The organism is Mizugakiibacter sp. (assembly GCF_039680435.1).
Classification (GTDB): Bacteria; Pseudomonadota; Gammaproteobacteria; order Xanthomonadales; family Rhodanobacteraceae; genus Mizugakiibacter.
In genome coordinates, this window is record NZ_JBDKSX010000029.1 from 16,419 (window position 1) to 34,940 (window position 18,522).

At 72.2% G+C, this 18,522-nt stretch carries 14 protein-coding genes; 4 read left to right on the top strand and 10 right to left on the bottom strand.

Annotation, left to right across the window (positions count from 1 at the left end):
- The first annotated feature begins 11 nt into the window (after window positions 1-11).
- The 3 genes from ABFC67_RS03280 (at window position 12) to ABFC67_RS03290 (ending at window position 3,096) form a co-directional block, all read left to right on the top strand.
- Window positions 12-854: a hypothetical protein gene (locus tag ABFC67_RS03280; protein ID WP_346736613.1), complete on the top strand. Its 843-nt coding sequence runs from the start codon at window positions 12-14 to the stop codon at window positions 852-854.
- A 99-nt stretch (window positions 855-953) separates the two neighbouring features.
- Window positions 954-1,574: a phosphatase PAP2 family protein gene (locus ABFC67_RS03285; RefSeq protein ID WP_346736614.1), complete on the top strand. Its 621-nt coding sequence runs from the start codon at window positions 954-956 to the stop codon at window positions 1,572-1,574.
- A 67-nt stretch (window positions 1,575-1,641) separates the two neighbouring features.
- Window positions 1,642-3,096 (top strand): DHA2 family efflux MFS transporter permease subunit, encoded by a 1,455-nt coding sequence (locus ABFC67_RS03290; RefSeq protein ID WP_346736615.1) that lies wholly within the window; start codon window positions 1,642-1,644, stop codon window positions 3,094-3,096.
- Here ABFC67_RS03290 and ABFC67_RS03295 read toward each other — a convergent pair.
- Window positions 2,979-4,550 carry a wax ester/triacylglycerol synthase family O-acyltransferase gene (locus ABFC67_RS03295; RefSeq protein ID WP_346736616.1) on the bottom strand — a complete coding sequence of 524 codons (1,572 nt, stop codon included), beginning with the start codon at window positions 4,548-4,550 and terminating at the stop codon, window positions 2,979-2,981. The genes ABFC67_RS03290 and ABFC67_RS03295 overlap by 118 nt on opposite strands.
- 107 nt (window positions 4,551-4,657) lie before the next feature.
- On the opposite strand from ABFC67_RS03295, the gene ABFC67_RS03300 reads away from it, so the two are divergent.
- Entirely contained in the window at window positions 4,658-5,836 is a 1,179-nt protein-coding gene (locus ABFC67_RS03300) for a cation:proton antiporter (protein WP_346736617.1), read from the top strand.
- 6 nt (window positions 5,837-5,842) lie between these two features.
- On the opposite strand, the gene ABFC67_RS03305 is transcribed toward ABFC67_RS03300, so the two are convergent.
- From ABFC67_RS03305 to ABFC67_RS03345, 9 genes are all read right to left on the bottom strand, one after another.
- Window positions 5,843-7,264: a deoxyribodipyrimidine photo-lyase gene (locus ABFC67_RS03305; RefSeq protein WP_346736618.1), complete on the bottom strand. Its 1,422-nt coding sequence runs from the start codon at window positions 7,262-7,264 to the stop codon at window positions 5,843-5,845.
- Between the two features lie 46 nt (window positions 7,265-7,310).
- Complete coding sequence (mgtA, locus tag ABFC67_RS03310; RefSeq protein ID WP_346736619.1) at window positions 7,311-9,971, bottom strand: magnesium-translocating P-type ATPase; 2,661 nt, start codon at window positions 9,969-9,971, stop codon at window positions 7,311-7,313.
- 237 nt (window positions 9,972-10,208) lie between these two features.
- A complete protein-coding gene (gene lpxK, locus ABFC67_RS03315; protein ID WP_346736620.1) occupies window positions 10,209-11,204 on the bottom strand; it encodes a tetraacyldisaccharide 4'-kinase in 996 nt (331 codons plus the stop codon).
- 6 nt (window positions 11,205-11,210) lie between these two features.
- Window positions 11,211-12,974: a lipid A export permease/ATP-binding protein MsbA gene (gene msbA, locus ABFC67_RS03320; protein WP_346736621.1), complete on the bottom strand. Its 1,764-nt coding sequence runs from the start codon at window positions 12,972-12,974 to the stop codon at window positions 11,211-11,213.
- Entirely contained in the window at window positions 12,971-13,402 is a 432-nt protein-coding gene (locus ABFC67_RS03325; RefSeq protein ID WP_346736622.1) for a biopolymer transporter ExbD, read from the bottom strand. Before ABFC67_RS03325 ends, msbA begins: the two co-directional genes overlap by 4 nt.
- Before the next feature lie 9 nt (window positions 13,403-13,411).
- Window positions 13,412-14,062 (bottom strand): MotA/TolQ/ExbB proton channel family protein, encoded by a 651-nt coding sequence (locus ABFC67_RS03330; RefSeq protein WP_346736623.1) that lies wholly within the window; start codon window positions 14,060-14,062, stop codon window positions 13,412-13,414.
- Between the two features lie 94 nt (window positions 14,063-14,156).
- Complete coding sequence (locus ABFC67_RS03335) at window positions 14,157-16,490, bottom strand: DNA internalization-related competence protein ComEC/Rec2 (RefSeq protein ID WP_346736624.1); 2,334 nt, start codon at window positions 16,488-16,490, stop codon at window positions 14,157-14,159.
- 7 nt (window positions 16,491-16,497) lie between these two features.
- Window positions 16,498-17,199, bottom strand: a complete 702-nt coding sequence (gene lolD / locus ABFC67_RS03340) for a lipoprotein-releasing ABC transporter ATP-binding protein LolD (protein ID WP_346736625.1) — start codon at window positions 17,197-17,199, stop codon at window positions 16,498-16,500.
- 7 nt (window positions 17,200-17,206) lie between these two features.
- A complete protein-coding gene (locus ABFC67_RS03345; protein WP_346736626.1) occupies window positions 17,207-18,457 on the bottom strand; it encodes a lipoprotein-releasing ABC transporter permease subunit in 1,251 nt (416 codons plus the stop codon).
- Window positions 18,458-18,522 lie beyond the last annotated feature (65 nt).

The window sequence follows — 18,522 nt, forward strand, 5'->3', positions numbered from 1 at the left end:
GGAGGAGCGCCATGGCGAAGAAAGGCTGGACCGCATTTCCGTATCCCGACGCCGCCTACGACTATCGCGGCGACGCCCTGGCGAAAGCCTGGAAGACGCTGCACGCGGGCGACCAGGAGCCGTTCCCCGACGCGAAGCACATCGGCGCGCTGCTCAGCGCCAACCCGAAACTGGGCAAGGACGCCGACACGCTGGCCGAGGCGCTGCAGGACGCCTGGCGCGCCTTTCACCGCGGCGATTTCCAGGACGCCTACGAACGCGGCGTCGCGCTGAAGGCGCCGGGCGCGTCGGTCGCGGTCAAGGCCGGCGGCATCCACGCCACCTATCTCGTCGAAGCCGAGAAGGAGAAGATCGCGCGCTTCGAGGCGCTGGCCGCGCTGGCGGCCGAGGCGATCGCGGCGCTGCCCGGCGAGGCCAACAGCCACTACCGCCACGCCTTCGCGCTGGGCCGGCTCAGCCAGACGCTGTCGATCGCCAAGGCGCTGGCGCAGGGCATCGCCGGCAAGGTGCGCGCTTCGCTGGAAGCCGCGCTGGAGCTGGCGCCGAAGCACGCCGAGGCGCACACCGCGATGGGGCTGTACCACGCCGAGATCGTCGCCAAGGTCGGCGGCATGCTGGCCAAGCTGACCTACGGCGCCAACGCCGCCGCCGCCGAGAAGCACCTGAAGGAAGCGCTGAAGCTGACCCCGCACTCGCCAATCGCCTGGATCGAATACGGCAACGGCCTGCTGCTGCTGCATGGCGACAAGCGCGAGGACGAGGCCGCGGAAGCCTACGCCAAGGCCGCCAAGCTCAAGCCGCACGACGCGATGGAAGCGCTCGACGCCGCCTACGCGCGCGAACAACTGGCCTGAATCCGCGCGCGGCAGGCGGCGAAAGCCCCGCGAAAGACGCGCGGCCCACGCTGGCACGGGCGGAGGAATGCCCCGCCCGTCGCTCGCCGGAGGCCGCGCATGCGCCGCGTCCTGCTCATCGCTCCGCTTCTCGCCGGCCTGCTCGCGCCCGGCCTCGCCGCCGCGGGCGGCCCGTTCGGCATCGACCACCGCGTCGCCTACGACAACAGCGGCATCTGGAAGCGCAGCACGCAGAAGGACGTCGAGTACGCGACCGTGCTGACCGTGATCGGCGGCGCGCTGCTGCTGGGCGACCAGAGCGACAGCGGCGACACCTTCTGGCGCGCGGTCGACGCCACCGCCTTCTCGGCGGTCGCCGCGCAGGCGATGAAGTGGATGTTCGGCCGCGAACGCCCTTCCGAAACCGACGATCCGAACCGGTGGTTCAAGGGCAGCGGCCACCAGAGCTTCCCCAGCGGCGAGGTGACCCTGGTGGCAGGCGCGGTGACGCCGTTCGTGGTCCGCTACGGCGCCGAGCATCCGGCCGTATACGCGCTGGAGCTGCTGCCGCTGTACGACAGCATCGCGCGGGTCAAGGTGCACGGCCACTGGCAGAGCGACGTGCTGGCCGGCTGGGCGCTCGGCACCGGCTTCGGCATCTGGTCCGCGCACACCGGCCATCCGGTGATCCTGAGCTGGCTGCCGGGCGGCTTCCAGATCGGTATCGTGCACCGCTTCTGAACGGGCCGCGCACGGCGCGCGCCCGCGCCCGGCCGGCGCAGCCGCCCGCGGCTACAATACGCCGCGCATGATCCTGCGCGCCGACGTCCCGCACGCCGCTCCGATCGCCGACGCCGCTCCCGCCGCGACGGGCGGCGCCGCGCCGACGCGCGTCAGCGGGCTGCTGTGGCTGATCTCCGCCGCGTTCTTCATGCAGACGCTGGACTCCACCATCGTCAACACCGCGGTGCCGAGCATCGCCGAGGCGCTGGCGGTGCCGCCGCTGTCGATCAAGACCGCGCTGACCAGCTACGTGCTGACGCTCGCCGTGTGCATCCCCGCCAGCCCGTGGCTGACCGACCGCTTCGGCACGCGCCGCATCTTCGCCGCGGCGATCGCGGTGTTCACGCTCGGCTCGCTGCTGTGCGGGCTGGCGCAGAGCCTGCCGCAACTGGTCGCCGCGCGCGTGGTGCAGGGCCTCGGCGGCGCGCTGCTGCTGCCGGTCGGCCGCTTCGTGCTGGTGCGCAGCTACGGCCACCGCGATTTCGTCGCGGCGATGAGCACGGTGGCGACGTTCGGCCTGCTCGGCTCGGTGCTCGGGCCGCTCCTCGGCGGCGCGCTCTCGCAGCTGGCGAGCTGGCGCTGGATCTTCCTGGTCAACGTGCCGGCCGGCCTGTTCGGACTGTGGCTGAACCGGCGCGAGATGCCGGAGTTCCGCCGCGCCGACGCCGGCGCGTTCGACCCGGTCGGCTTCGTGCTGTTCGCGCTGGCCGCGTCGCTGCTGCTGGCGGTCGCCGAGCGGGCCGACGCGCGCGACACGACCTGGCCCATGATTGTCGCGCTCGCCGCCGGTGCCGTCGCGCTGGGCGCGCTGTACGTGCGCCACAGCGGCCGCGTGGCGCGGCCGGTGATCGACCTCGGCCTGCTGCGCACCCGCAGCGTGGCGGTGTCGCTGGCCGGCGGCCTGTGCACGCGGCTGGGCGTGTCCGGCATGTTCCTGCTGCTGGTGCTGTTCCTGCAGATGGGCTGCGGCTGGTCGCCGATCGCCGCCGGCCTGATGATGGTGCCGCAGGCGCTGGGCGCGATGCTGGTCAAGCCGCTGATCCACCGCCTGCTCGGCCGCTACGGCTACCGCCGCCTGCTCGCCGCCAACACGGTGGTGGTGGCGCTGCTGCTGGCGCTGTTCGCGCTGCCCTCGGCGCAGACGCCGGCCTGGATGATCGCCGCCCAGGTGTTCGTCTACGGCCTGGTGATGTCGCTGCAGTACACGGCAATGAACACACTGACCTTCGTCGACCTGCCGCCCGAGCACGCGGCGATGGCCGCGTCGATGGGCTCGACCGTGCAGTACCTGGCGATGAGCTTCGGCATCGCGCTGGCGACGCTGCTGATGGCCGTGTTCCTGCACGGCCAGACGCCGGAGGCTTACGTCTTCGCCTTCCGCCGCGCGGTGCTGGCCGTGGCGCTGCTGACCCTGGCCGCGGCGGCGGTGTTCCGCCTGCTGCGCCTCGACGCGCCCAGCCCCGCGGCATCGACGCCGTAGCGGGCGAGGGTCGCGGCGGCGGCGTCCGCGGTGATGTCGCCACCCCACTCTTCCATCAGCGCGATCATCACCAGCTTCTCGAACTCGGCGCCGAAGCGCTGCACGATCGCATCGGGGTCGGCGATGCGCTTGGCGTCGGCGATCAGGCCGAAGTGCACGTGGCCGTCGTAGCTGAGGATCGACAGGCCGACGCCGACCGAGCCGGACTGCGGCACCCAGAACATCAGTTCGCGCATCCGGCTGCCGGCCAGGAACAGCGGCTGCTGCGGTCCCGGCACGTTGGTCGCCACCACCGACGCCTTGCGGCTGAACAGCTCCAGCGCCGGACGCAGCAGCGCCGCCGGCGCCATGCCGAGCGCGGCAAGCAGGCCGAACGTCATGACCGCCTGCCGCGAGTTCTTCAATTGGCGCATGTTCGCGGCGACGCGTTCGAGGCGGCGCAGCGGATTGGGTTCGCCGACCGGCAGATCGAGGAACACCAGGCCGAAGTGGTTGCCGAGCCGCTTGGCGTGCTCGAGCGGCCGCAGGTTGACCGGCACGGTCGCGCGCACGGTGAGGCCGTCGACCGCATCGCCGGCGTCGTGCATGTAGGCGCGCAGCGCGCCGGCGGCGCAGGCCATCAGCACGTCGTTGACGGTGCAGCCGAGCGCGCGCCCGAGCGTCTTCACCTCCTCCAGCGCCAACGGCTCGGCCCACGCCACGCGCTTGACCACGCCGAGCGGCCCCCTCAGCGCGGTCGGCGGATCGTCCGCCAGGGCCAGCACCGAGCCGAGTTCGCGGGCGATCTCGGAACCCTCGATGACCAGACCGGCCGCCTGCGCGGGGTCGAGCAGCATCTCCGCAAGCTTGTCCCAGGCCTTGCCGCCGACCTCGACCGCCCGGCGCAGGCCGGCCTGCGCCGGCTCGAGCAGGCGCTGGAACACGCCGCCGCCGTCGTGTTTCAGCCACGTGCGCGCCAGTTCGGCGTGCTGCGCGGGGCCGGGCGCGGTGTCGGTCAGCGACAGCAGCACCTGCACCAGCGCCAGGCCGTCGGCGTAGCAGTGGTGCATGCGCGCCACCAGCGCGCTGCCGCCCCGATAGTTCTCGACCACATGGAACTGCCACGCGGGCTTGGAGTGGTCGAGCGGCATCGAAGCCAGCTCGCTGACGAAGCGTTCCAGCTCCGGCTTGCCGGCCGCGCCCGGCAGCGCGGCGACGCGCACGTGCCAGTCGAGGTCGAAGTCGGGGTCGTTCTCCCAGTAGGCACCGGTGGCGGTGATCGTGGCGCGCTGGGCGAAACGCCGGTAGGCGAGGAAACGCTCCGCGAGCATGCGCTTGAAGCGGGCGACGTCGAGCGCGTCGGCAAAGATCATCACGCCGCAGATCATCATCAGATTGGTCGGCGTCTCCATGCGCAGCCACGTGGTGTCCACCTTGGACATCGACTCGTGCGCGCCCTGCAGCTCCTCGAACATCGCCGCCCCCGCGAATGCGCGGCGGGCCAACGGCGGCCCGCACGCTCGTGTAGCATCCGGACAACAGGCCGAAAACGCAACGGCCGCGACCAGGGAGACGGCACCGCATGCAGCACGCCAGCGAAATCCTGCTCAGCCTGTTCGTGATCTTCGTCGCCGCCCAGATCGGCGCCGAGATCGCCCAGCGCCTGCGCCTGCCCGGCGTGGTCGGCGAGATCGCCGCCGGCTGCGCGATCGGCCCGTCCGCGCTGGGCTGGATCGCGCCGAACGAGCCGCTGGAGGTGCTGTCCGAGATCGGCGTGGTGCTGCTGCTGTTCGCGGTCGGCCTGGAGACGCGGCTCGACGACCTCAAGCGCGTCGGCCGCAGCGCCTTCATGGTCGGCGTGCTCGGCGTGGTCGTGCCGTTCGCGATGGGCACGCTGTGGGCGCACGGCGCCGGCTTCCCCTGGAACAAGTCGATGTTCGTCGCCGCCGCGTTCGTCGCCACCTCGGCCGGCATCACCGCGCGCGTGCTGCAGGAACTCGGCGCGCTGCGCCGCATCGAGAGCCGGGTGATCCTCGGCGCCGCCGTGATCGACGACATCCTCGCCATGCTGCTGCTGGGCGTGGTGGTGTCGCTGCAGGCCGGCGGCGAACTGCACGTCGGCAACCTGCTGGTGGTGCTGGGTGAGGCGGTCGGCTTCGTCGCGGTGATCGGCTGGGTGGGCACGCGCATGATGCGGCGCGGCTCCGCCTGGCTGGACCGGCCGATCCATCCGCTGTCGCCGCTGACCGTGGTGCTGGCGCTCTGCCTCGGCCTTGCCTTCCTCTCCACCGAGTTCGGCCTGGCCGCGATCATCGGCGCGTTCCTCGCCGGCATGATCGCCTCCGAGAGCCGCCAGCGCGAGACGCTGGAGCACCAGACGCAGCCGCTGCTGGCGCTGATGACGCCGTTCTTCTTCGTGATCACCGGCACCAAGGTCGATCTCGCCCTGCTCGGCAGCCGCGAGGCGCTGCTCATGCTGACGGTGGTCACCGGCATCGCCATCGTCTCCAAGCTGGTCGGCGGTTTCCTCGGCGCGCTGGGACTGGGACCGCGTGCCGCGACCATCGTCGGCATGGGCATGGTGCCGCGCGGCGAGGTCGGCGTGGTGATCGCCAGCCTCGGCCTCTCCGCCGGCGTGTTCACCAACCAGGTCTATGCGGTGATCGTGGCGATGTCGCTGCTGACGGCGATGCTCACGCCGCCGCTGCTGGCATGGCTGCTGCGGCGCAGCCCGGAGCCGCGGATCGTGCCGCCGTCCTGATGCGGCTCAGCGGCCGCGCATGCGTTGCCACGCGGCCAGCGCCGCTGCGCGCGAGGCCTTCAAGTCGACCATCGGCGGCGGATAGCCGCTGCGCGCCAGCAGCGCGGGATCGCGCCACGGTTCCTGCAGCAACGCATCGGGCGCGTCCGCCAGTTCGGGCAGCCAGCGGCGCACGTAGGCAGCTTCGGGATCGAACCTCTGCGCCTGTGCCACCGGATTGAAGATGCGAAAGTATGGCGCGGCATCGGCGCCGGTACCGGCATTCCACTGCCAGCCTTGCGTGTTGTTGGCGAGATCGGCGTCGACCAGCGTGTCCCAGAACCAGCGCGCGCCGTGGCGCCAGTGCAGGCGCAGGTTCTTGGTGAGGAAGCTCGCCACGATCATGCGCACGCGGTTGTGCATCCAGCCGGTCGTCCACAGCTCGCGCATGCCGGCATCGACGATCGGCACGCCGGTGCGGCCGCGCTGCCAGCGAGCCAGCGTTTCGCCGTCGGGCTCGGCCCACGGAAACGCGTCGAAGCTCGCGTCGAGATTCGCCTCGGTCGTGTACGGGAAGTGGTACAGCAGGTGATGCGCGAACTCGCGCCAGCCGAGCTCGCGCAAATACGCCTCGACGGCGTCGCCGAGCCGCGCGCGGCCATGGCGGCACGCGCAGTCGTCCAGCGCCCGCACGACCTGCCGCGGCGAAATCTCGCCGAAGTGCAGGTGCGGCGACATCCGCGAAGTGCCGCGGCGGTCGGGGCTGTCGCGCTGCGCCGCGTAGCCGGACAGGGCGTCTTCGCAGAACACATCCAGCGCCTCGCGCGCGCCGGCCTCGCCCGGCCGCCAGGCCGCGCGCAGTCCGACGTCCCAGCCGGGCCTCGGCAGCAGGCCGAGCGCATCCAGCGGCAAGCCGTCGGCGAGAGTCTCCCAGCGCTGCGGCTGCGGTGCCGGCAGCGGCGCAGCCGGCCGCAGGCGTGCCCGCGCGCTGCGCCAGAACGGCGTGAACACGCGATACGGCCCGCCCTTGCCGGTTGCGATCTCCCACGGCTCGAACAACAGCGCGCCGTTGTGGGCATGTGTGGCGATGCCTGCTGCGCGAAGCGTCGACTCGACTTCGGCGTCACGGGCGCGCACCGTCGGCTCGTACAGGCGGTTCCAGTACACCGCTTCGGCGTTCGTCGCGGCCGCGACCGCCAGCAGCGTCTCGGCCGACGGCCCGCCGCGCAGGTGCAGGACGCCGCCGCGCGCGCGCAATGTGGCCTCCAGCGCGGCGAGACTGTGGTGCAGCCACCAACGGCTGGCCGCACCCGGCGCCCATGGCGCCTCCTCGTCCGGCGCATGCACGTACAGCGGCAGCACGCGCGCATGCGCCGCCGCGGCCGCGCTCAGCGCGGGGTTGTCCTCCAGCCGCAGGTCGCGGCGGAACCAGACGATGGCGGCGCCCATGCCCGCAGCTTAGCGGTTCGATGCTGCCGCGGTGTGCGCCTGCCGCTCAGGCCAGCCCGAAGCGGCGGATCAGCCAGCCCTTCGCGAGCTGGGTCAGGCCCATGTAGACAAGCAGGATCGCGCCGAGGTACGGCCAGTAGCCGCCCGGCAGCGGCGCGAAGCCGAACCACGACGCCGCCGCCGAGAACGGCAGCAGCACGCCGATGCCGCAGATCGTCACCGTCGCCACGCGCAGCGGCAGGCTGGCCATGCTCTGCACGAACGGGATGCGGCCGGTGCGGATCACGTGCACGATCAGCGTCTGCGACAGCAGCGACTCGACGAACCAGCCGGTCTGGAACAGCGCCGCGTGCGCGACGCCGTCGGCCTTGAACACGTACCACATCAGGCCGAACGTGGCGTAGTCGAAGATCGAGCTGATCGGGCCGATGCACAGCACGAAGCGCGCGATCTCGCGCATGTCCCAACTGCGCGGCCGGGCGATGTACTCCTCGTCGACCTCGTCGGTGGCGACCGCGGTCTGCGAGAAGTCGTACATCAGGTTGTTGAGCAGGATCTGCACCGGCGCCATCGGCAGGAACGGCAGCAGCGCGCTGGCGCCGAGCACGCTGAACATGTTGCCGAAGTTGGAGCTGGCGGTCATCTTGATGTACTTGATGATGTTGCCGAAGACCTTGCGGCCCTCCTGCACGCCCTCCTCCAGCACGATCAGGCTCTTCTCCAGCAGGATGATGTCGGCCGAGGCCTTGGCGATGTCGACCGCGGTGTCGACCGAGATGCCGACGTCGGCCGCGCGCAGCGCCGGGCCGTCGTTGATGCCGTCGCCCATGAAGCCGACCACGTGGCCCTGCGCGCGCAGCGCCTCGATCACGCGCACCTTCTGCTGCGGATTGAGGCGCGCGAACAGTTGCACCTCGCGCGCGGCCTCGGCCATCTCGGCATCGTCCATGCGGTCGATCTGCGGCCCGGTGGCGACGCGGGTCGCGTCGAGGCCGACCTGGCGGCAGACGTTGCGCGCGACGATGCTGTTGTCGCCGGTGAGGATCTTCACCGCGATGCCGTGGGCTTGCAGCGCCTCGATCGCCTCCGCCGCGCTGTCCTTGGGCGGGTCGAGGAAGGCCATGAAGCCGACCAGGGTCAGGTCGCGCTCGTCGTCGCGGCCGTAGGCCTCGCGGGTCGGAGCCAGTTCGCGGATGCCGACCGCGATCACGCGGAAGCCGTCCTCGTTCAACTCGCGCGCGACACGGCGCACCTCGTCCATGCGCGCTTCCGTCAGCGCCTCGACCTTGCCGTCCACGTCGACGTTCACCGAGATGCCCAGCATCTCGGCGACCGCGCCCTTGCTGACCAGCAGGTGGCGGCCCTCGTGGTCGCGCACCACCACCGACATGCGGCGGCGCTCGAAGTCGAACGGCACCTCGTCGACCAGCGCGAAATCGGCGGCCAGCCGCGCGGAATCCTCCGGCTCGACGCGCTCGAGCACCGCCACGTCGAGCAGGTTGCGCAGGCCGGTCTGGTAGTGGCTGTTGAGAAAGGCCAGCTCGAGAACGCGCGCGTTGTCCTCGCCGTCGGCGCCGACGTGGCGTTCCAGGATCACCTTGTCCTGGGTCAGCGTGCCGGTCTTGTCGGTACACAGCACGTCGATCGCGCCGAAGTCCTGGATCGCCGGCAGGCGCTTGACGATCACGTCCTTGCGCGCCATCGCCATCGCGCCCTTGGCGAGGTTGATGGTCACGATCATCGGCAGCATCTCCGGCGCCAGGCCGACCGACACCGCGATCGCGAACAGGAACGCCTCCAGCCAATCGTGCCTGGCCCAGCCGTTGATCAGGAACACCAGCGGCACCATCACCGCCATGAAGCGCAGCATCAGCATGGCGAAGCGGCGCACGCCGATGTCGAAGCTGGTGGCCTGGCGCGGCGCGGTCAGCGCGCCGGCGAGCGCGCCGAAGCAGGTCTCGCGGCCGGTGGCGGCGACCATCGCCAGCGCGCTGCCGCTGACCACGTTGGAGCCCATGAAGCAGAGGTTGCGCGCCTCCAGCGGCGCGGCGGCGTCGGCGTCCGCACCGGCGAACTTCTCCACCGGCATCGACTCGCCGGTCAGGCTGGCCTGGTTGACGAACAGGTCCTTGGCGGCGAGCAGGCGCACGTCGGCGGGCAGCATGTCGCCGGCCGCCAGCAGGATCACGTCGCCGGGCACCAGGTCCTCGATCGGCAGCTCGACGCGGCCGGCGGCGTCGCCCTCGCCGCGGCGGCGCACGGTGGCGGTGTTGCTGACCATGTGGCGCAGCGCCTCGACGGCCTTGTCGGAACGGCGCTCCTGCACGTAGGACAGCACCACCGACATCGCCACCATGCCGGCCATGATGCCGGCGGCGACCTTGTCGTCGATGGAGAACGTCACCACCGCCAGCGTCAGCAGCAGCACGTTCAGCGGCGTGGCCGCGCGCACGAACAGCTCGCGCAGGATCGAATCCTTGCGGTCGTTGCCGACGACGTTGGGGCCGTACTGTTCGAGGCGCGCCTCGGCTTCGGCGGCATCGAGGCCGGCACTGCGGCTGTCCAGCCGCGCCAGCGCCTCGTCCGCGCCGAGGCGCGCGATCTCGAGGAAGCGGCGCTGCTGCTGCGGCGCGACGCTGGGCGCGGCGCGGCCGCGTCCGTGGGTGCGCTCGGGGATCAGGGCCATCAGCGAAACCAGTCTGAGCATCGCGGACTCCAAACAGGACCATCCGCGCACGTCACGCGCACGCGGAGAGGACGGAGTCGCTGGGGTACTGCGATGGAGCGCTCCGCCGGCTCGACACCCCTCGGGGTGGACCGGCGTAAGCGGGTCAGCCGCGCGAGGGGGACTTCAGATGTGCAGGTCTAGGGCAACTGCAACTGTCCACGCGGACGGACCTCGTGCGAGAAGGATGCGCAAGGGTAATCGCGACCACGCGGCCGGTCAACGCCGCCGGCGTGACGCGGCGCGCAGGCGTTCGGCGACGGCATCGAGAAAGTCCGGCGCAAGCTTCGCCGACACCGGCAGGCTCCACCAGCGCGGCGCGGCGAACGGCCGGCACTTCACCGCGTCCTTCTCGGTCATCAGCACCGGCAGCGAGTCGCCGAAAGCCAGGTCGGCCGGCACGAACCGGTGATGGTCGGGGAATGCGTGCGCGATCACCGCGATGCCCTGCGCGCGCAGTTCGGCGAAGAAGCGTTCGGGGTTGCCGATGCCGGCGACCGCGTGCACGCGCTGCCCGGCGAACGCGGCCAGCGGGCGCGGCCGCTCCGCGCCGACCAGCGCCTCGGCCTGGCGTGCTTCCAGCGTCATCTGCACTTCGCCAGGCGCGGCGACGCCGCCGTTGCAGACGCGGAAATCGACGGCGTCCAGCCGCGCCGGCGGCTCGCGCAGCGGACCGGCGGGCAGCAGGCGGCCGTTGCCGAAACGGCGGTCGCCGTCGATCACGCAGATCTCGAGGTCGCGCGCCAGCCGGTAGTGCTGCAGGCCGTCGTCGGCGATCACCACGTCGACGCCCGGCGCGAGCAGCAGCCGCGCGGCGGCGGGCCGGTCGCGGCCGACCGCGACCGGCGCCCCGGTGCGCGCACGGATCAGGCAGGGTTCGTCGCCGTCCTCGCGCGGATCGCTGGCGTCGTCCAGCAGCCGGTTGCCGCCGCGCGTGCCGCCGTAGCCGCGGCTGACCACGCCGGGGCTGAAGCCGCGCGCGCGCAGCGCCTCGACCAGCGCGATCGTCAGCGGCGTCTTGCCGGTGCCGCCGACGCTGAGGTTGCCGACCACCAGCACCGGCAGCGGCAGGCGCTGCGCAGCCAGCCAGCCGTGCCGGTACAGCGCGCGGCGCAGCGCGACCGCGCCGCCGTACAGCGCCGCCACCGGGCGTGCCCACAGCGGCGGCGGCAGGTCCGCATACCAGCGCTGCTGCAGCCGGCTCGCCAGCGTCATCGCCGCCTACACCGCCGGTTCGCGGAACTGCATGCGGTGCAGCGAGGCGTAGTGGCCGCCGCGCGCCAGCAACTGCGCGTGCGTGCCCTGCTCGACGATGCGGCCCTGGTCGAGCACGGCGATCTGGTCGGCGTGCTCGATGGTGGACAGCCGGTGCGCGATCACCAGCGTGGTGCGGTCGCGCATCAGCCGCGCCAGCGCTTCCTGGATCAATCGCTCGGATTCGGTGTCGAGCGCGGAGGTGGCCTCGTCCAGCACCAGGATCGGCGCGTTCTTCAGGATCGCGCGCGCGATGGCGATGCGCTGGCGCTGGCCGCCGGACAGCATCGAACCGTTCTCGCCGACGCGGCCATGGATGCCTTCGGGCAGGCGGCGGATGAAGTCCATCGCGTTGGCCGCCTCGGCCGCGGCGACGATGTCGGCTTCGCTCGCGCCTTCCAGCGCGCCGTAGGCGATGTTGCGCGCGATGGTGTCGTCGAACAGCACCACGCTCTGGCCGACCCAGGCGATCTGCGCGCGCAGGCTCTCCAGCGTGTAGTCGCCGAGCGCATGGCCGTCGAGGCGCACCTCGCCGGCGCTTGGCTCGTGGAAGCGCGGAATCAGGCTGGCCAGGGTCGACTTGCCGCTGCCGGAACGCCCGACCAGCGCGGTGACCGAGCCGGCCGGACAGCGCAGCGTGATGCCGCGCAACGCCGCCGTGGCCGCACCGGCGTAGGTCAGGTGCACGTCGCGGAACTCGATCTCGCCGCGGCAACGCTCCAGTCGCAGCGTGCCGCCGTCGCGCTCGGGCGCGGCGTCCAGCACGCCGAACAGTTCCTGCGCCGCGGCCACGCCGCGCTGGATGTTCGACTGCACCGTGGTCAGCCGCTTCAGGCACGGCAGGATGCCGCCCATCGCGAACAGCACCGAGGTGAACGTGCCCGGCGTGATCGACGGCAGCATCGACGGCCGCGTGGCGAAGTAGATGATCAGCGCCAGCGCGACCGCCGCGAACAGCTGCACCGACGAGGTGGAGATGCCGTTGGTCACCGCCACCTTCAGGTTGAGCCGGCGCGCGCGGTCGCTGACCTTGCTGAATCGCTGCGACTCGTAGCGCTGGCCGCCGTAGACCTTGACCTCGCGGTGCGCGCCGACCACTTCCTCGACGACGCCGGTGACCGAGCCCATCGAACCCTGGATGCTCTGCGCGATGCGCCGGTAGCGCCGCCCCACCGCGGAGACGATGCCGGCCACCGCCGGCACCATCACGAACAGCGCCAGCGTCAGCGGCGCGCTGGCCCACAGCATCACGCCGACGTAGAACACCACCGACAGGCTGTCGGTGATCGCGCTCTTCAGCGCGTCGGTGGAGGCCGAGGCGACCTGCTCCGAGGTATAGGTGATGCGCGCAATCTGGTGACCGGTCGATTCGCCGTCGAAGAACGCCGCCGGCATGCGCAGGTACTTGTCGAACACCTGTTCGCGCATGTGCTGCACCAGGCCGCGGCCGACGTAGGCCATGCCGTAGTCGGTGACGAAGTTGCCGCAGGCGCGCACCAGGAAGATCGAGATGATGACGATCGGCATCCAGAAGATCGTCGCCGGGTCGTGGCGCACGAACAGGTCGTCGACCATCGACTTGGAGATGCGCGCGAACAGCGCCAGGCCGGCGGCGTCGATCACCATGCCGACGATCGCCAGCGCGCCGATCGCCCGGTACGGCCGCAGGTAGCCGAGCAGGCGCCGGTACGCGGCCAGGCCGGAGCCGGCGCTGTCGGCCGCCGCGCTCACTTGCCGCGCGGCTCCGCGGCTGGCGTGGTGGCGATGCTGAGCCGGCTGAAGCCGAGCTGGGCCAATGCGTCCATCGCCGTCACCACCGACTGGTGCGGGGTCATCGCGTCGGCGCGCAGCAGCACCGGGCGCTCGCGGTCGTCGCCGGCGATGCGCGCAATCGCCTGCTTGAGGCTGTCGGTGTCGGTGCCGAGCACCTCGTCGGCGCCGACCGAAAAGTGCCCTTCGCGGTCGACCATCAGGACCAGCGCACCGCTCTGGTCCTGGCTGGCCTGCGCGCTGGCCTCGGGCAGCGTGACCTTCATGCGCGCGTGCTGCACGAAGGTGGTGGTCATCACGAAGAACATCAGCAACGTGAGGAGCACGTCGATCAGCGAGATCACGTTGATCTCGAAATCGTCCTCGCGCCGCGCCTGGCCGATGCGCATGGCGGCGGCTCAGCGCGCCGCGCGCGCCGGCGCGGCGGCCGCGATCGCGGCCGGCTCGGCCTGCGCGGTCAGCTCGTCCAGCAGCACGGTTGCCTGCTGCTCCATCTCGACGACGAAGCCGGCCACGCGCGAACGGAAGTAGCGGTGCAGCGCGTAGGCCGGGATCGCCACCACCAGGCCGCTGGCGGTGCACACCAGCGCCTCGCCGATGCCGCCGGCCATCTTCAGCGGGTCGCCGACGCCGTTGACCATCACCGCGAGGAACATGCGGATCAGGCCGATCACGGTACCGAGCAGGCCGAGCAGCGGCGAGATCAGCGCGATCGTGCCGAGCGTGTTGAGGAAGCGCTCCATGCGGTGCACGACGTGGCGGCCGGTGTCCTCGATGCGCTCCTTGACGATCTCGCGCGAACGGTTGCGCACCGCCAGCGCGCCGGCCAGCAGTTCGCCCAGCGGCGAGTTGTCGCGCAGCGCCTGCAGGTGCTCGGGATCGAGCTTGCGCGAACGCGCCCAGGTGCGCACCTGCTCGCCCAGGCCGGGCGGCAGCACCGCCCCGCGACGCAGCGTCCAGAACCGTTCCAGGATGATCGCCAGCGCGATCGCCGAGCACAGCAGGATGGGCAGCATCGCCCAGCCGCCCGCCATCAGGATTTCGAGCACGCGGTCCTCCGTCCAGCACGGCCTCGAAAGCGAGCCCGCATCATACCAGCGAACCGGCGCCGGCCTGTGTCGCGGTTGGCAGTGCCGGCGCGGCCTATTCGCGCCAGTAGCGGCGGCTGCGCGCGCGCCAGGATTCGGCCGGCAGGGGCGCGGCGTCGGCCGGGAAGCGCACCCGCAAAGCGCCTTCGCGCGCCGTGTCCAGCAGCGGCACGCCGGCGGCGGCGTAGCGCGCCAGCACCTCCGGATGCGGATGGCCGAAGCGGTTGCGCCAGCCCGCCGAGACGATCGCCAGCCGCGGATGCAGGGCGGCGACGAACGCCGCGCTGGAGGCGCTGCGGCTGCCGTGGTGCGGCGCCACCAGCACCAGCGGCGGCCCCGCGCCGGCGGCCGCCGCGACTTCCGGTTCGACGCCGGCGCCGATGTCGCTCGGCAGCAGCAGGCGTCCGCCCGACGCCTCGACCAGCAGCACGCAGGCGCCGTCGTTGCCGCGCCCCGGCTGCGCCGCCCGCGGATGCAGCACGCGGAAGCGCACCCCGTCCCAGCTCCACGCCTGCCCGGCACGGCAAAGCGCCAGCGGCAGCGGACTGCGCCGCGGTTCGCTGCCGAGCAGGCGCGCCTGCGGAAATGCCGCCGCCACCGCGGGCACGCCGCCGGCGTGGTCGTTGTCGCCGTGGCTGACCATCAGCACGTCGAGCCGGCGCACGCCCAGCGCGTGCAGCGCCGGCACCGCCACCGTCGCACCGAGATCGAAGCCGGACGGATAGCGCGCGCCGGCATCGAACAGCAGCGCGTGCGCACGGGTGCGCACCAGCACCGACAGGCCCTGCCCCACGTCCAGCACCACCGCATCGAAGCCGCCCGGCGGCGGCAGCGCGACGCGCGGCCACAGCAGCGGCAGGAACAGCAGCGCGCCAAGCCCGCGCGCCGGCACGCCGCGCGGCAGCAGCAGCCACAGCGCGCCCAGCGACGCCAGCGCGAATGCCGCCAACCCGGGCTCGGGCAGGTAGCCGTGCGCGCCGGGCCACGCGGCCATCCGCTCCAGCAGCCACCACTGCGCGCGCAGCAGCGCCGCGGCCGCGTGCAGAAGCGGCACGCCCAGCGCGGGCAGCGGAATCAACAGCAGCGTCGCCAGCAGGGTCAGCGGCACGATCGCGAAGCTGACGAACGGCACTGCGACCAGGTTCGCCAGCGGCCCGACCAGCGAGCTCTGCCCGAAGAACCACACGCCGAGCGGCAGCAGCGCGACCGCCATCACGCCCTGCGCCGCGCCCAGCTCGTGCGCGAGTCCGCGCCAGCCGCGCGGCGCGCGTCCGACCACCAGCACCAGGAAGGCGACGCCGGCGAACGACAGCCAGAAGCCGGCCGACAGCACCGCCAGCGGGTCGGCCAGCAGGATTGCCGCCAGCGCCAGTCCGAGCGTGTGCGCGGCGCCCGGCGCGCGCCGCGACAGCCGCGCCAGCGCCACCACGCCGATCATCAGCAGCGTGCGCAGGGTCGGCAGGCCGAGCCCGGCCAGCGCGCCGTAGGCGCAGGCCGCCAGCAGCGCCGCCGGCGCTTCCGCGCGCGGCCGCGGCAGGCGTTCGCCGAGCGCGGGGCACAGCCACCACAGGCCGCGCAGCAGCCATGCCGCGACCACGCCGGCCAGGCCGACGTGCAGGCCGGAGATCGCGATCAGGTGGCCGGTGCCGGTGCCGCGCAGCACATCCCAGTCGGCGTCGCCGAGGCCGCGCTGGTCGCCGACGGCGAGCGCCTGCAGGCGGTGCGCGGTCGCAGCATCGTCCGGCAGCGCCGCGGCGATCGCCGCGGCGAGGCGCGCCCGCAGGCGATCGATGCAGACGCCCTGGGCGAGCCGGCGCCGGGCGCCGCCGTCGCGCACGTAGCCGACCGCGACGATGCCGCGCTCCAGCGCGTGCCGTTCGCTGTCGAAACCGCCCGGGTCGACCAGCCCGCGCGGCCGCTTCAGCCGCACGCGCAGCGCCCAGCGCTCGCACGGCGCCAGCGTCGGCGCGTCGTCGTACCAGGCCAGCCGCAACAGGCCGCGCAGCGGCAGCGGCGCGCCGTCCAGCGTCGCCGATTCGACGCGCAGCTCGAAGCGCGCCTCGCGGGCATCGGCACGCGGCAGGTCGTCCAGCACGCCGACCACGTCGAGGTCGCGACCTTCCAGTGCGCGCGGCAGGCGCGCGTCCAGCGCGAAGTCCGCGCGCAGCGCGCCCCAGCCGAAGCCGGCCAGCACGATCGCCGGCAGCAGCAGGCGCGGCCGGCGCCACGCCAGCAGCAGGCCGGCGAGCAACGCAGCGACGTCGAGCATGCGCGGCGGCAGCGCGGGCAGCGCCTGCACCGCGACCACGCCGGCCAGCAGCGCGGCGCCGAGCGCGAGCCCGCCGGGCGGAGATCGCGGAACCGGGCGTCCCTGCCCGCGTCTGTCCATGGCGGCGTCAGGTCGCCTTCGGCCGCTCGTGCAGGCTGCCGCCGGACAGTTCCAGCACGCGGTCCATGCGCGCGGCGAGGCGCGGATCGTGCGTGACCAGCACGAAGCTGGTGCCGATCTCGCGGTTCAATTCCAGCATCAGCGCATAGACCTGCGCGGCATTGGCCTCGTCGAGGTTGCCGGTCGGCTCGTCGCCGAGGATGCAGGCCGGCCGCGTCACCAGCGCGCGCGCGACCGCGCAGCGCTGGCGCTCGCCGCCGGACAGCTCGCCCGGCTTGTGCTCGAGGCGGGCGCCCAGGCCGACGCGTTCCAGCAGCTCGCGCGCCCGCCGCTGCGCTTCGGGAATCGGCGTGCCGCGGATCAGCAGCGGCATCGCCACGTTCTCCAGCGCGGTGAACTCGGGCAGCAGGGGGTGGAACTGGTAGATGAAGCCAAGCGAGCGGTTGCGCACGTGGCCGCGCTCGGCGTCCGACAGCTTCGACAGCGCGCGTCCCTCCACTTCGACCTCGCCCGCACTCAACGTATCGAGGCCGCCGAGGATGTGCAGGAGCGTGCTCTTGCCGGCGCCCGAAGCGCCGATGACCGCCAAGGTCTCGCCGCGGCGCAGCTCGAAGCTGACCTCGCCCAGCACGACGGTGCGGAGCTTGCCTTCCTGGTAGGTCTTGGCCACGCGCTCGGCGCGCAGCACGATGTCGTTGCCGCGGTTCATGCGCGCCTCACTCATAGCGCAGCGCCTGCGCCGGCTCGGTGCGCGCCGCGCGCCGCGCCGGGTAGATCGTCGCCAGCAGCGAGAACAGGAACGACAGCGAGGCGATCCAGCCGACGTCGCGCCAGTGCAGGTCGCTTGGCAGTTCGCTGATGTAGTACACGTCCGGCGACAGGAACACCACGCCGAAGGTGTGCTCGATCCACTTCACGATCGTCTCGAGGTTCAGCGCCAGCAGCACGCCGAACAGCACGCCCAGCGCGATGCCGATCAGGCCGACCAGCAGGCCCTGCACCATGAACACGCCCATGATGCTGCGCGGCGTGGCGCCGAGCGTGCGCAGGATGGCGATGTCGGCCTGCTTGTCGGTGACCAGCATCACCAGCGTCGAAACCAGGTTGAACGCGGCCACCGCGACGATCAACGAGAGGATGATGAACATCACCTTCTTCTCCATCGACACCGCGCGGAAGAAGTTGGCGTGGCCCTGCATCCAGTCCTGCACGCGGTACATCTGGCCGAGCTGGTCGGCGAGGTCGCGGGCGACGCCGTAGGCACGGAACATGTCGTCGAGGCGCAGGCGGATGCCGGTCGGCCCGCTCATGTCGTACAGCCGCTCTGCGTCCTGCATGTGCATCACCGCCAGGCCGGAGTCGTACTCCTCCATGCCGGCCTCGAAGATGCCGACCACGGTGAAGCGCCGCAGCCGCGGCACCGCGCCGACCGGCGTCGCGCGCACCTGGTTGGCGGCGACCGCGATCACCTTGTCGCCGACGTCGACGCCGAGCTGCAGCGCCAGCTCCTTGCCGAGCACGATGCCGTAGCCGCCCGGCTTGAGATCGGACAGATGGCCCGCGACCATCTTGCGGTCGATGTCGGAAACGTTCGGCTCCATGTCCGGCAGCACGCCGCGGATGGCCGCGCCGGCGCCGTCGCGACGCATGCCCTGCAGCAGCGCGAAGCCGTCGACGTAGGGCGCGGCGCCGAGCACGTGCGGGTTCTTCTTGGCGACCGAGATCGCGTGCGGCCAGTCCTGCACGGCTTCGCCGACGCCGGAAATCGTCGCGTGCGCGACCATGCCGAGGATGCGCGTGCGCAGCTCCTTGTCGAAGCCGTTCATCACCGAGATCACCGCGATCAGCGCGGTCACGCCCACCGCGATGCCCAGCATCGACACCAGCGAGATGAACGAGATGAAGTGATTGCGGCGCTTGGCGCGCGTGTAGCGCAGGCCGATGAAGAGCTCGAGCGGTCGGAACATGGCGGATGGGGATCGGCGGCGAGGCGCGCCGCTTCGGCAGAACCGGCGCGGGCTCTGGGACTACG

Excerpts from the sequence above, each read along its gene's own strand:
- lolD (WP_346736625.1), bottom strand. The coding sequence starts at position 17,199 with ATGAACCGCGGCAACGACATCGTGCTGCGCGCCGAGCGCGTGGCCAAG.
- ABFC67_RS03280 (WP_346736613.1), top strand. The coding sequence starts at position 12 with ATGGCGAAGAAAGGCTGGACCGCATTTCCGTATCCCGACGCCGCCTAC.
- ABFC67_RS03345 (WP_346736626.1), bottom strand. The coding sequence starts at position 18,457 with ATGTTCCGACCGCTCGAGCTCTTCATCGGCCTGCGCTACACGCGCGCC.
- ABFC67_RS03325 (WP_346736622.1), bottom strand. The coding sequence starts at position 13,402 with ATGCGCATCGGCCAGGCGCGGCGCGAGGACGATTTCGAGATCAACGTG.
- ABFC67_RS03285 (WP_346736614.1), top strand. The coding sequence starts at position 954 with ATGCGCCGCGTCCTGCTCATCGCTCCGCTTCTCGCCGGCCTGCTCGCG.
- mgtA (WP_346736619.1), bottom strand. The coding sequence starts at position 9,971 with ATGCTCAGACTGGTTTCGCTGATGGCCCTGATCCCCGAGCGCACCCAC.
- ABFC67_RS03335 (WP_346736624.1), bottom strand. The coding sequence starts at position 16,490 with ATGGACAGACGCGGGCAGGGACGCCCGGTTCCGCGATCTCCGCCCGGC.
- ABFC67_RS03300 (WP_346736617.1), top strand. The coding sequence starts at position 4,658 with ATGCAGCACGCCAGCGAAATCCTGCTCAGCCTGTTCGTGATCTTCGTC.
- lpxK (WP_346736620.1), bottom strand. The coding sequence starts at position 11,204 with ATGACGCTGGCGAGCCGGCTGCAGCAGCGCTGGTATGCGGACCTGCCG.
- ABFC67_RS03305 (WP_346736618.1), bottom strand. The coding sequence starts at position 7,264 with ATGGGCGCCGCCATCGTCTGGTTCCGCCGCGACCTGCGGCTGGAGGAC.
- ABFC67_RS03295 (WP_346736616.1), bottom strand. The coding sequence starts at position 4,550 with ATGTTCGAGGAGCTGCAGGGCGCGCACGAGTCGATGTCCAAGGTGGAC.
- ABFC67_RS03290 (WP_346736615.1), top strand. The coding sequence starts at position 1,642 with ATGATCCTGCGCGCCGACGTCCCGCACGCCGCTCCGATCGCCGACGCC.